Annotated in this window: 12 protein-coding genes; 7 read left to right on the top strand and 5 right to left on the bottom strand. The window is 68.5% G+C overall.

Going from position 1 to position 11,942, the window contains the following annotated elements; all coding sequences use genetic code 11:
• Nucleotides 1–43 precede the first annotated feature (43 nt).
• The 5 genes from AC1DP3_RS01400 to AC1DP3_RS01380 all read right to left on the bottom strand — a co-directional run bounded on the left by AC1DP3_RS01400 (nucleotide 44) and on the right by AC1DP3_RS01380 (nucleotide 4,961).
• Nucleotides 44–622, bottom strand: coding sequence for a nitroreductase family protein (locus tag AC1DP3_RS01400; RefSeq protein WP_477290529.1), 579 nt, complete (start codon nucleotides 620–622; stop codon nucleotides 44–46).
• 148 nt (nucleotides 623–770) lie between these two features.
• On the bottom strand, nucleotides 771–1,886 hold the full coding sequence (locus AC1DP3_RS01395) for an ABC transporter permease (protein ID WP_477290732.1): 1,116 nt from the start codon (nucleotides 1,884–1,886) through the stop codon (nucleotides 771–773).
• Between the two features lie 11 nt (nucleotides 1,887–1,897).
• Nucleotides 1,898–2,782: an ABC transporter ATP-binding protein gene (locus AC1DP3_RS01390; RefSeq protein WP_477290527.1), complete on the bottom strand. Its 885-nt coding sequence runs from the start codon at nucleotides 2,780–2,782 to the stop codon at nucleotides 1,898–1,900.
• Between the two features lie 182 nt (nucleotides 2,783–2,964).
• The gene (locus tag AC1DP3_RS01385; protein WP_477290525.1) at nucleotides 2,965–3,675 is read right to left on the bottom strand and encodes a response regulator; all 711 of its coding nucleotides are present in this window, start codon (nucleotides 3,673–3,675) and stop codon (nucleotides 2,965–2,967) included.
• On the bottom strand, nucleotides 3,672–4,961 hold the full coding sequence (locus AC1DP3_RS01380) for a sensor histidine kinase (RefSeq protein WP_477290523.1): 1,290 nt from the start codon (nucleotides 4,959–4,961) through the stop codon (nucleotides 3,672–3,674). The genes AC1DP3_RS01385 and AC1DP3_RS01380 overlap by 4 nt, the downstream gene beginning before the upstream one ends.
• A gap of 185 nt (nucleotides 4,962–5,146) precedes the next feature.
• Here AC1DP3_RS01380 and AC1DP3_RS01375 point away from each other — a divergent pair, with 185 nt between their 5' ends.
• From AC1DP3_RS01375 to AC1DP3_RS01345, 7 genes are all read left to right on the top strand, one after another.
• Nucleotides 5,147–6,454: an ABC transporter substrate-binding protein gene (locus tag AC1DP3_RS01375; RefSeq protein ID WP_477290521.1), complete on the top strand. Its 1,308-nt coding sequence runs from the start codon at nucleotides 5,147–5,149 to the stop codon at nucleotides 6,452–6,454.
• Nucleotides 6,455–6,540: 86 nt separating this feature from the next.
• Entirely contained in the window at nucleotides 6,541–7,413 is an 873-nt protein-coding gene (locus AC1DP3_RS01370) for a carbohydrate ABC transporter permease (RefSeq protein WP_477290519.1), read from the top strand.
• Nucleotides 7,410–8,318: a carbohydrate ABC transporter permease gene (locus tag AC1DP3_RS01365; protein ID WP_477290517.1), complete on the top strand. Its 909-nt coding sequence runs from the start codon at nucleotides 7,410–7,412 to the stop codon at nucleotides 8,316–8,318. The genes AC1DP3_RS01370 and AC1DP3_RS01365 overlap by 4 nt, the downstream gene beginning before the upstream one ends.
• Before the next feature lies 1 nt (nucleotide 8,319).
• A complete protein-coding gene (locus AC1DP3_RS01360; protein ID WP_477290515.1) occupies nucleotides 8,320–9,006 on the top strand; it encodes an alpha/beta fold hydrolase in 687 nt (228 codons plus the stop codon).
• Nucleotides 9,007–9,091: 85 nt separating this feature from the next.
• Nucleotides 9,092–9,529 (top strand): VOC family protein, encoded by a 438-nt coding sequence (locus AC1DP3_RS01355; RefSeq protein ID WP_477290513.1) that lies wholly within the window; start codon nucleotides 9,092–9,094, stop codon nucleotides 9,527–9,529.
• A 126-nt stretch (nucleotides 9,530–9,655) separates the two neighbouring features.
• Nucleotides 9,656–10,261: a dihydrofolate reductase family protein gene (locus AC1DP3_RS01350; protein ID WP_477290511.1), complete on the top strand. Its 606-nt coding sequence runs from the start codon at nucleotides 9,656–9,658 to the stop codon at nucleotides 10,259–10,261.
• Nucleotides 10,262–10,552: 291 nt separating this feature from the next.
• On the top strand, nucleotides 10,553–11,911 hold the full coding sequence (locus tag AC1DP3_RS01345) for a carboxylesterase family protein (protein WP_477290509.1): 1,359 nt from the start codon (nucleotides 10,553–10,555) through the stop codon (nucleotides 11,909–11,911).
• Nucleotides 11,912–11,942: the final 31 nt, after the last annotated feature.

Genomic DNA, 11,942 nt, shown 5'->3' with positions numbered 1-11,942 from the left:
AGAAAGGCCGCGGCCCAACGGGTCGCGGCCTTTCACGCTGGTGTCACGCGTCGGCGAGAACGGACTCCGCGAGGGGACGGCGGCTGCGCGGCGCCGACTCGCGCTCGCGAAGGGCGTCGGGCAGAAGCTCGGGGTCGCCGAGGTCTCCGAGGGTGATGACCGTCACGGGGAGGAACCGCTCTTCGAGGCCGAAGTGGGCGCGCAGCGCGTCGCGGTCGAAGCCCGCCATCTGGTGCACGTGCAGACCGTCGTGGTGCGCCTGCACCGAGAGGTGGGCGACGGCCTGGCCGAGGTCGTAGGAGGCCGTGCCGAATGCGTCGCTGTCGGTGTCCTTCAGCGCGACGACGAGAGCGCCCGCGTCGCCGGCCCACAGCTGATTGAAGCCGGCGAGGGTCTCGACCACCGCGCCGTGCTCGGCGGTGCCTCGACGGGCGACGATGAAGCGCCAGGGCTGCACGTTGTTGGCGGAGGGAGCCCAGCGCGCCGCCTCGAGCGCGCTCTGGAGCTTCTGCTCATCGAGCGGCGCGGTGGCGTCGTACGCCCGGGGGCTCCAGCGGCCGGCGAGCACCTCCATCACGGGGTGGTCGGTAGCGGCCGTACGGTCGAGAATTGCGGAGCCCATGGCGTCCTCCTGAGGATTTGCGAGATACGTGGAGGGACGCCGTCGGCCCAGGGTGGACAACATCATTCTTCCGCATGTATTCCCGCGTGAACCTGGATGACGTTCAGGATGCTGTCGCGTGGCCGGGCGACAGCATCCCGAACCGTCGTCACGAAGCGAGGGCCTCGCGGAGCTTGACCCGGCCGCCCATGCGGAGGATCGCGTTCTCGTAGATGCGGGCCGCCACGAGGATCGCGGCGATGCAGGTCGCGATGAGGATCGCGAGCGACAGGAGGGGCTCCCACCACAGCGCGTCCCCCAGGAAGATGCGCATCGGCATGCCCACCGGCGCCGAGAACGGCACATACGACATGACCGCCAGCACCACCGGGTTGTCGTGGAAGAAGATCACCAGGAAGTACGGCGCCATCACGAGCATGGTCAGCGGCATGGTGGTCGAGCCGATGTCCTCCTGTCGCGACACCATCGACGCCGCCGCGGCGAACAGCGACGCGAGCAGGATGAAGCCGAACAGGAAGAAGATGGCGAACCAGGCGATCGGGCCCCCGAGTCCCTGCAGCAGCGCGGTCTGGTCGGTGACCGTGAGGCCGATGATGGCGATGGCCGAGAGGATCAGGATCTGACCCATCGCCAGGATGGTGTTGCCGACCACCTTGCCGGCCAGGAGCGAGCGCACCGGGATGGCCGAGATGAGCAGCTCCACGACGCGGGTCTGCTTCTCTTCGACGACGCTCTGGGCGATGGTGCCGCCGAACAGCGACGCGGCCACCAGGAAGACCACGCCGAAGCCGATCGCGGCGACATACGCGAGCGCGGCGTTGCCGTCATCCGGGTTCAGCAGTTCGACGGGCGGAAGCTGGGCCAGCTGCAGCATCAGCTGAGTCGGCGCTGACGAGTCGGCGATGACGGCGAAGCCGGTCGGTGATGAGGGGTCGCCCACGATCGCCGCATCCACCTCGCCGTCCGCCACGAGCGCCTCGGCCTCGGCGCGATCTGCGGCATCGGTGACCTCGACGCCCTGTGCGTCCTGAACGTACTGCTGCGCATCCGGGGTCACGGCGACCGGCGTGCCGGTCGCCGTGGCGGCCTGGAAGCCGCCCCAGATCACGAGCGCCAGGGCACCGAGCAGCAGGATCGCCGTTGAGATGACGAACGCCTTGCTGCGCAGCTTCGAGCCGATCTCACGCTCGGCGACCAGCCAGACCGCCTGGCCGCCGCCGAGACCGGGGGACGTGCTGTCCGGCGTGCGGGCGCCTCGGGGGATGTCGGTGGTGCTCACTGGATGACCTCCTTGAAGATCTGGGCGAGGGACGGATGCTGGGGCGCGAAGCTCGCGACATCGCCTTGGGCGACGGCTCGGCGCAGCACGCGCTGGGCGGTCTCGGCACTGTCGGCGTCGAAGACGGCGTAGCCCCCGTCGAAGTCGATGACCTCCACGCCCGGCTCGCCGCGCAGCCAGCCCGCATCGCCGGCCGAGACGAGCTCGAACCGCCGCCTCGAGTGGCTCGTGCGCAGGACCTCGCGGGCGCCCGCTGCGCGGATCGTGCCGCCGGCGATGATCACGAGGTCGTCGCAGAGGCGTTCGACGACGTCGAGCTGGTGCGAGGAGAACAGCACTGCGGCGCCGGCCGCCGCACGCTCCTGCAGCACTCCCGCCACCACATCGACGGCGAGGGGGTCGAGGCCCGAGAACGGCTCGTCGAGGATGAGCACCTGCGGGTCGTGCACGAGGGCCGCCGCGATCTGCGCCCGCTGCTGGTTGCCGAGCGACAGCGTCTCGACGTTGTCGTTCAGGCGCTCGCCGAGTCCGAGGCGCTCGAGCAGGGCGCGGGCGCGGGTCGCGGCGTCCGCCTTCGAGAACCCGTGCAGCCTCGCGAGGTAGACGATGTGTTCGAGCACCTTCATCTTCGGATAGAGGCCGCGCTCTTCGGGCATGTAGCCGAACCGGCGGCGATCGGATGCCGTCACCACGGCATCGTCGAGTGTCACCGACCCGGCATCGGCGACGAGCACGCCCAGCACGATGCGCATGGTCGTGGTCTTGCCGGCGCCGTTGCCGCCGACGAAGCCCGTGAGCCGCCCGGGCAGCACGTCGAACGACACGTCGTCCAGCACGCGACGCCCCCCATAGCTCTTGCCGATACCGCGAAGCTGCAGCATTGCCGTCTCCTCTCGGGGCTCGGTGTGAAGCCCCTCGGGATCACGCTACGCAGAGCGGGCGACCGTCACCTCCCCCGGGCGGAGGATCATGCGCGGTCCACCGTGCGGGGGAGAAGCCGCCATCGGGGGATGAAGCCATGGGGCGGATGCCCCCGGATGCCCCAGGATGCCCCGGACGGCCCTCAGGCCAGGCCGTGCCGGTGGGCGTACACGACCGCCGCGACGCGGTCGCGGGCGCCGAGCTTCTGCAGGACGTTCGACACGTGCGTCTTCACGGTGGCCTCGCCGATGAAGAGCCGTCGGGCGATCTCGGCGTTGCTCATCGCCTGCGCCACCAGCTGCAGAACCTCGCTCTCGCGCTCGGTGAGCTCGATCGCCGGCGCGGTGGCGGTCGCCTGTGCCCCGCCGGAAGCGTCGCTGCCGGGGTCGGCGCCGGCGGGGTCGTCGTCGGCCTGAGCGGTGTAATCGGGGCGGTCGGCGAAGCGGGCGATGACGCGGCGGGTGACCTCGGGGGCGAGCAGTGCGTCGCCCGCAGCCGCCACGCGGACCGCCGAGATGAGCTCCTCGGGCCCGGCGTTCTTCAACAGGAAGCCGCTCGCGCCCGCCGCCAGAGCCTCGAACAGGTAGTCGTCGCGGTCGAATGTGGTGACGACGACGACCGCGGCAGCCAGCGAACGCTCGCGGGCGATCTGCCGGGTCGCTTCGAGCCCGTCCATGTCGGACATCTGCACGTCCATGCAGATCACATCCGGACGCAGCTCGGATGCCGCGGCGACCGCCTGAACCCCCGACGCAGCCTCCCCCACGACCGCGATGTCGCCCGCCGACTCGAGGATCATGCGGAAGCCCGCGCGCATCACGGCGTGGTCGTCCACGAGGAGCACACGGATCATGCGCTGACCCCGGCTCGTGCCCCGGCCGGCACGGCGAGGGGCACGCGCAGGCGGACGAGGAACCCCCCGCGATCGCGAGGACCTGCGTGGAGTTCGCCTCCGGAGGCGGCGGCGCGCTCGCGCATCCCGAGCAGACCCAGGCCCGCGCGCGTCGGCGCGGCGACGAGGCGGCCCGTGTTCACGACCTCGAGCTCGACCGCTTCGGCGGCGTAGCGCAACCGCACGTCTGCCGCGGCATCCGGTCCGCCATGGCGGCGCGCGTTCGTGAGGGCCTCCTGGGCGACGCGATAGACGTTCACCTGCACGAGGTCGGGCAGCTCCGCAGCGTCGCCGACGACCGTCAGAGTCGTGGGCAGGCCGTTGGCGTTCGCGTGCGCGACGAGGTCGGCGAGTCCCGACAGGCGCACCGTCGAGCCGCCCTCCGTGTCGCCCGCGCTCGTGCGCAGGGTCTCCAGCAGCTGCCGCAGGTCGACCAGCGCCGAACGGGCGGATGCCTCGACGCCGAGGAGTGCCGCGCGTGCGGCCTCCCGATCGCGATCGAGCACCGCCCGCGCCGCGCCCGCCTGCACGCCCATCGCCGAGACGTGGTGCGCCACGACGTCATGCAGCTCGCGCGCGATGCGCACCCGATCCAGCGCCACGGCCTGCGCCGCCGTGCGCGCGCGCTCGCGCTCGAGTTCGAGGGTGCGCTGCTCGAGCGCCGAACGCGACATCGCGGCCGCGAAGGCGCGATCGCCCATGTAGTACGCGCCGCCGAAGAAGGCCGCGTTGATCAGCAGCTGGATGAGCATCATGGCAGCGAACGGCGAGAACATCCCGGCCTTCGACAGAGTGTCGTCGGCAGGATCGATCGCCGCCTGGAACATCGTGATCAGCAGCCAGACGAACATGCCCACGACGACCGCCCCGCGCACCCACATGGCCCGCCGGCGGTCGTCGACCCAGGCCCCGACGGTGTAGATCGCGATGAACATGGCGATGTTCGAGACATAGAGATCCGGGATGCGGAAGGTGACCCCCGCGAAGAACACCAGAGCGACGGCGACCACGACGATCTCGGGATAGCGCCGGCGCACCGCGAGCGGGGCGGTGAGCCCGAAGCTGTAGAGGAGCGCCCACTGCATGCCCGCGTTCGCGTCCGACCCGTAGATGCCGGCGACCGACCCGAGCGCGGTGCTGAGCACGGCTGCGAGGAACAGGCCGGCGGCGAGCCAGACATCGTTTCGCAGGTCCTGTCCCGTCGGTCGCGGACGCCGAGCCGGGGGAGCAGCAGGAAGGTCGGACATCCCTCCACGGTATTGCGGGCGGTTCGTGGGGGCATCCCCCGTAAGAGGGAGAGTCGATCTCGGCATGCAACGCGGGTAGACCCGCCGACGACATGTATTCGTATACATGGGCGTAATGAAAGCGTGACACTCCGTAACAAACTTAGGCTTCCCTTAGGCGTGTGCATACGTATACTCTCGGCCTCATGCACACCAACAAGACGCGAATGCTCGCGCTGACCGCCGCCGCCGTCGTCGGCACGTTCGCACTGTCCGGCTGTGGTGCCGGCAGCCGGACCGTCAACGACAACGCGACGGAGGTCACCTGCGACTACAAAGCCCCTGCAGAAGCCACGACCGTCGACGTCCTGGCCTACAACTCCTCCGCCATCGACCCCTTCACCGACACCATGGTCGCCAGCTGCACGACCGATGAGGTGACCGTCAAGCACGACCCGATCGACTTCGGCGGTCAGGTCACCAAGACGACCGCAACCCTCGCCGGCGACACCGGCACCTACGACATCGTCGAGACCTACGGCTTCGTCATCCCGTCGCTGGCGACGGACGAGAAGCTCGTTCCGCTCGACGATCTCTTCGACAAGTACGCCGACGACTACGACCTCGACGCCCTCAGCGAGTCGATGCGCACCGGCATGTCGTACGACGGCCACCTGTACGCGCTGCCGATGCAGGCCCAGATGTTCGTGATGGCCTACCGCGCCGACGTCTTCGACGACCTCGGGCTCGAGGTTCCGACCACCTTCGGCGAGATGATCGACGCGGCACAGGCGATCAAGGATGCCGGTGTGATGGAGTACCCCATCGCGCTGCCGTGGCTCGCCACCTCCGACGTCGCGACGAGCTTCCAGGCGACGCTCAACTCCCTCGGCGCCGACTACGTCGACGAGGACGGCAACGTCACGCTCGACACGCCCGAAGCCAAGGCGGCCCTCGAGGCCATGCTCTCCCTCAAGCCGTACATGGACCCGCAGGTCACCACGTTCGACCAGCCGAAGGTGCAGCAGCAGATGTACAACGGCACTGCGGCGATGTCGGTCATGTTCTCGGGGCGCATGAACGACCTGACGCTCGAGGCGAACAGCAAGCTGTCGGACACCTTCGAGTTCGCGGCCCCGCCGAAGGCCGATGACGATGCCGAGTTCCTCTACGATCGCCTATCGATCGACGGCTGGTCCATCCCCTTCAACACCGAGCTCGATCACGACATGCTGTTCGTCATGATGGCATCGGCAGTCAGTGAGGACGCGTCCACGGCTTCGGTTCCGGCCGCCTACCCGGCTCGCGAAGGCATGGTCACGGCTGACAACTCGCCCTACGGCGAGGCGGCCAACGACTCGATCGCGGGTGCCAAGCCGCCGACCGTCTCGCCGTTCATCGCCCCGATCGCGACCGAGATCACGCCGATCATCGCCCGCATCATCTCGGGCGAGCTCTCGGTGGATGAGGGCACGGCGCAGATGCAGGCTGCCGGCGAGGCCATCGCCGGCTGATCGACTCGATTCGGCCACGATGAGAGAACTGCTGTGGTCCGGAGCCCGGGGGCTCCGGACCACAGCGATCACAAGGAAGTGATGCCATGAAGGCGCGCGAGTTCTGGTTGCTGTTCACACCGAGTCTGGTGGTGATGGGAGGGCTGCTCTTCCTGCCCCTGATCCGCACGATCCAATGGAGCCTGGAGAGCGTCCACTACGGGGTGCCCGGGACGTTCGTCGGGCTGGCGAACTTCATCGAGGCGCTCACCGATCCCCGTTTCGCCCGGGCGGTGATCTTCACGGTCACCGTCACGGTGATCACCGTCGCGCTGCTCCTCGTGCTCGGCTACCTCATCGCCACGGCGATCAACCGCCTGGGCCGGGCGCGACCGCTCGTCCTCGGGATCATGCTCATCTCGTACGTGCTGCCGACGCTCGTCGGCGCGGTGGCGTACTCGTGGCTCTTCGACGACAACTTCGGGGGCGTGGTCAACCGCATCATCGCCTTCTTCGGCGGCAGTCAGGTGCTGTGGTTCACCGACCAGGTGCCCAATGCCATCCTCATCATCGCCAACACCGTCTGGCACATGCTGCCGTTCGCGATGCTGATCATCCTCGCCGGCCTCCAGGGCGTCCCGGCCGAGCTGCGCGAGGCCGCCACGATCGACGGCGCCAACGCCTGGCAGACCCACATCCAGGTCATCATCCCGACCATCCGGGGAGTCATGGGCTTCGTCACGCTGATCTCGATCATGGACGTGCTGCGCATGTTCGACAATCTGATCCCGCTGTCGCCGCAGGCCGAGACGATCGGCAACGAGTCGATCATGCACTACGTCTATTCGGTCGCGTTCGCCAACGGCGCCCAGCAGCTCGGGCTCGGAAGCGCGATCAACGTGCTCACGATCCTGCTGATCCTGGTGCTGCTCCTCCCCTTCATCCGCGGAGTCTTCAAGGAAGCGAGGGCGGCCGCATGACGCTCACAGCCGAAGAACTGTCCACTCGCACGATCGTCACCGGAGGACAGGCGGGCAAGACCCGGCTGAACCGCCGGGGCCGTCCCGGTAGTCGCACGCCGGTCTGGGTGAGCATCCTGCTCACCATCGTCTGCCTCGCGGCCCTGAGCCCGTTCATCTGGATGACGCTCTCGGTGACCAAGCCCACCGATGTGGCCTTCGCGAACCCGCCGGTGCTCTGGGATTACCAGCCGACGCTGGACGCCTTTGTCAACCTCTGGGAGACGACGTACTTCGCCGACTACCTGGTGAACACCCTCTCGGTGGCGGTCATCTCGACCGTGATCGCGCTGGTGATCGGCATCCCCGCCGCCTACGCCCTCTCGCGCTACCCGAGCTACCTCTCGGCCTGGCTCCTCGTCCTGGCCCTGGTCTTCCGGGCGCTCCCGCGTTTCGCCGTCGTGCTGCCGATGTACGACATCAGCCGGTCGCTCGGCATCTACGACACGACCTTCGCCCTCGCCATCGCGCTGGTGGCGATCAACCAGCCGTTCACGATCTGGCTGCTGCGCAACTTCTTCGCCGAGATCCCGCGCGAGCTCGATGAGGCGGCGATGATCGACGGCTGCACCCGCATCGGGATGCTGCGACGCGTGATGATCCCGCTCATGGGACCCGGCATCCTGACCGCCGGGATCTTCGTATTCCTCTTCGCGTTCCAGGAGTACCTGACCGCGCTCGTTCTCACCGACACGTCGTCCAAGACCGTGCCGGTGTTCATCGCGACGCAGCTCGGGCAGACACTGCCGATGCTGCAGCAGGCGGGTGCGGCATCCATCCTCCTCACCATCCCGGTCGTGCTCATCGCGTTCGTGGCGCAGAAGTACCTCGTCGCGGGCCTCAGCGACGGGGCGGTCAAGGGGTGAGGTGATCCCGCTCGTCCTGCTCCCGGGCATGAACTGCACGGCCGACCTGTGGTCGGGCTGCGGTCTGGATCACGCGATCACCCCCGGACTCTCGGCGGTGAGCATCGAGGAGCAGGTGGACCGGCTCCTCGAACGGCTCCCGGAGCGATTCGTCCTCGGCGGTCTGTCGCTCGGGGCGATCGTCGCGATGGCCCTGGCGATCCGCGCGCCGGAGCGGGTCGCGGGGCTGATCCTCGCCTCCACCAACGCCAAGGGGCCGACGGATGCTCAGCGCCGAGGCTGGAGCGACTGGCTCGCGCGGCTGGACGCCGGCGTCACCGCCCGGGAGCTGCAGCGCAGCATCCTGCCGGGCCTGCTCACGTCGCCCTCGCGCACGGCTCACGCCGACCTCGTCGAGCGTGCGCTCGCGATGGGCGATGCGACCGGCGAGGACACGCTGCGCGCCCAGCTCGTCATGCAGGGCACGCGGGTGGACCTTCGCCCCGGGCTGCGTGGGTTCATGCTGCCGACACTGGTGGTGTCCGGAAGCGAGGACCCGATCTGCCCGCCGGCCTTCCACGCCGAGCTGGTCGAGACGATCGCCGGTGCGCAGCTCGAGACGATTCCCGCCGGGCATCTGCTCCCCATGGAGAAGCCCGCCGAGTTCGGCGCGCTGGTCCGGCGGTGGCAGGCAGAGAGCGCGGAATGAGGGTGCCGGGCTAGACGAGCGCAGACAGCGGAGGGCGGTGCGCATTTCTCATCCGCGCAGACTATTGAGCGCGTAGCGTGCGACTATGCCCATCAAGCTCGAAAATGTCGGGATCGCCGTCCGCGACCTCGAAGCGACGATCGCCTTCTTCACCGACCTGGGCCTGGAAGTCCTCGGCCGAGACACGGTCAGCGGCGAGTGGACCGATACCGCGGTCGGCCTGGACGGCAACCACGCCAATATCGCGATGCTGCAGACCCCGGACGGCCACGGTCGCATCGAGCTGTTCGAGTACATCCATCCCGCTGCAATCGAGACGGACCCGACCCTGCCCAACGAGATCGGCATGCACCGGGTCGCCTTCTCGGTCGACGACATCGACGAGGCCCTCGCGATCGCAGCCCGCCACGGCTGCCGGCCCCTTCGCGGTGTCGCGACGTACCGCGACATCTACAAGCTCACCTACCTCCGGGGCCCGAGCGGCATCATCGTCATGCTCGCCGAGGAGCTGAAGAAAGACTGACCTCGCGCCCCATGGGGCTCCGCCCCAGACCCCCGGCTTGCTGGCGCACGCGCCCGGATGGTGGCGCGCGCAGCCGCGCTCGGGTAGATTTCGGGGCCGATCGCCATCACCGTCGAAGGGCCCCGGATGCCGGACACCACCTGTCACATGTCGATCTCGCTCGACGGCTTCGTCGCCGGCCCCGACCAGAGTCGCGAGAATCCGCTCGGAAAGCGCGGCATCGAGCTGCACACCTGGCACATCGGCGACCCGCGCGCGACCGCGGCGGACGCGCTCGCGGCCGACTGGCTCATGCGCCCGCGGGGTGCCTATGTGATGGGCCGCAACATGTTCGGGCCGATCCGCGGCGAGTGGGACGACGACTGGCGCGGGTGGTGGGGGCCGGAGCCGCCGTACCATGCGCCGGTGTTCGTGCTGACGCATCACGCCCACGAGCCGATCGAGATGGAGGGCGGCACGACCTTCCATTTCGTCACAGACGGCTTCGATGCCGCCTATGCGCTGGCGCGCACGGCGGCCGGAGACGGCGGCATCGACATCGCGGGCGGCGCCTCCACCGTTCGCCAGGCCCTCGCCGCCGGAGTCGTCGACGAGCTCACGCTCGATATCGCCCCGGTGCTGCTCGGATCCGGCGAGCGGATCTTCGATGGCGCCGAGGCCTTCGGCTTCGAGCCCGTCGAGGTGCTGCACTCCCCGCTCTCGACGCACATCCGCTACCGCCGGGTGAGCTGACCGCTCGCCCGATCAGCTCCGAGCAGCGCCGTCATGGCGAACGGTGCCGGTGGCCGGTGGAGGTCGACAGCGCACCGGCCATCACGGTGGTCTTGACGCCTTCCCGCCACCGGAGGATACTGCGGCTCGAGGGCTCGTCGCCCGGGTGCAGAGTGGCCCCCGACCGCCTCTTCGGCAATGTCTCCCGTTCTCCCGAGGGATGGCATCCGGCTCGATCGCGAGTCGAACGCGCCTGGAGATCGTGGCTCCGCGTTGTCGTGGATTCACATCGACGCAAGGTGGTGCATTCTCATGCGCAACTCCCTTCGGTCCGCCTCTCGCCTTGGGCTGCTCGGCGCAGGAGTGACGATCCTCACCGCAGTCGCGATCGCAGGCTTCTCGATATCGCCTGCGTCTGCGGCCGGCAAACCGCAGATCTCACGGGAGGATTACGGCTACGAGTCTTGGGCATGCGGCTATCGGATGCAGGTCGAAGGCAACCTGACGATCAAATTCTCCGAGCGAGCCGACCCGCATGGGAGCGAGCTGCCGCTCAACACCCAGCAGCTGAAGTTCTCCGAGACATGGACCAACAGCGCCGGTGATTCCTTCGGCCTGTCGGTGACGCAGCAGTCGAAGGATCTGAAGATCACTTCGGCGGGGGGATCCGTCTACGAGGTCACCACCCAGATCACGGGGCAGCCGCAGACGATCAGCAGTGCCGACGGGACTGTGCTGGCTCGCGACCGGGGGAACCTGCGCTACACGTTGAGGGTCGACCTCGCGACCGGTTCGGTGGACTTCCTCGGGGCCAGCGCGAACGGTCCGCACCCGGGATTCGGCAACGACCTCTGCAAGACCGTCGCACCGCTGGTCGGCACGACATCCGCTCAGCACCACACGCCCCGGCCGCTCGGCACGACCGACGCATCGATGGGGTACTACGAATACCTGCCGCCTTCGTATGCGGATGCCGGCGGGACGAGCCCGCTGCTGATCGTCACGAACGGGTACGGAGAGAACGGCGACGGATCGGCTGTGGCTCTCGACAACCTGCTGGGCACCGGTATCCCCCGGTTCATCGACGTCGGCGGCTGGCCTCTGGATCGCCCGTTCGTCGTGCTCTCGACTCAGCACGTCGAGCAGCCGCCCGGGCTGGCCAACACCTGCCAGGATCCCTGGTTCGGCTCCTGCATCATGCAGCTCCAGCACGACCTCGGCCATCCGGCAGAATCGCCGTGTACGACGCCGGCCGAGCTGCACGCGTTCATCGACTACGCCCGATCGCACTACGACGTGGATCCTGCGCGTGTGTACGTCACCGGTCTGTCGTGTGGCGCGTTCGGGATATGGGAGTACCTCGCCGAGTATGGCGATCAACAGGTCGCCGCCGCAGTCCCGATCGCCGGTGAAGGCCGCCCAGCCTGGGCGGCCAGCGGGTGCGGTCTTCTCGACGTGCCGATCTGGGCGATCCACGGCCAGTTCGACGACGTGGTGAACCCCGACGGCAGTGTCGTGCCGATCACATCGCTGAAGGAGTGCCCCGGGGCGACACCGGAGGCGCCGAAGCTCTCGATCTACCCAGCCGGGCATGAGTCGTGGGACCAGGCCTTCAGCGGGAGCGAAGGAGACGACATCTACTCGTGGATGCTCGCCTTCGCACACGACTGAGGCGTTCTTGATCTCCTCGAGATACGCCCGC

The sequence above is a fragment of the Microbacterium sp. P5_B6 genome, from assembly GCF_056400345.1.
The sequence above is the reverse complement of the archived record's forward strand: the minus strand, read 5'-3'. Positions and strand labels throughout refer to the sequence as shown.

Coding starts and splice junctions, on each gene's coding strand:
- AC1DP3_RS01380 (WP_477290523.1), bottom strand. CDS start 4,961: ATGTCCGACCTTCCTGCTGCTCCCCCGGCTCGGCGTCCGCGACCGACG.
- AC1DP3_RS01385 (WP_477290525.1), bottom strand. CDS start 3,675: ATGATCCGTGTGCTCCTCGTGGACGACCACGCCGTGATGCGCGCGGGC.
- AC1DP3_RS01365 (WP_477290517.1), top strand. CDS start 7,410: ATGACGCTCACAGCCGAAGAACTGTCCACTCGCACGATCGTCACCGGA.
- AC1DP3_RS01345 (WP_477290509.1), top strand. CDS start 10,553: ATGCGCAACTCCCTTCGGTCCGCCTCTCGCCTTGGGCTGCTCGGCGCA.
- AC1DP3_RS01350 (WP_477290511.1), top strand. CDS start 9,656: ATGCCGGACACCACCTGTCACATGTCGATCTCGCTCGACGGCTTCGTC.
- AC1DP3_RS01375 (WP_477290521.1), top strand. CDS start 5,147: ATGCACACCAACAAGACGCGAATGCTCGCGCTGACCGCCGCCGCCGTC.
- AC1DP3_RS01355 (WP_477290513.1), top strand. CDS start 9,092: ATGCCCATCAAGCTCGAAAATGTCGGGATCGCCGTCCGCGACCTCGAA.
- AC1DP3_RS01390 (WP_477290527.1), bottom strand. CDS start 2,782: ATGCTGCAGCTTCGCGGTATCGGCAAGAGCTATGGGGGGCGTCGCGTG.
- AC1DP3_RS01400 (WP_477290529.1), bottom strand. CDS start 622: ATGGGCTCCGCAATTCTCGACCGTACGGCCGCTACCGACCACCCCGTG.
- AC1DP3_RS01370 (WP_477290519.1), top strand. CDS start 6,541: ATGAAGGCGCGCGAGTTCTGGTTGCTGTTCACACCGAGTCTGGTGGTG.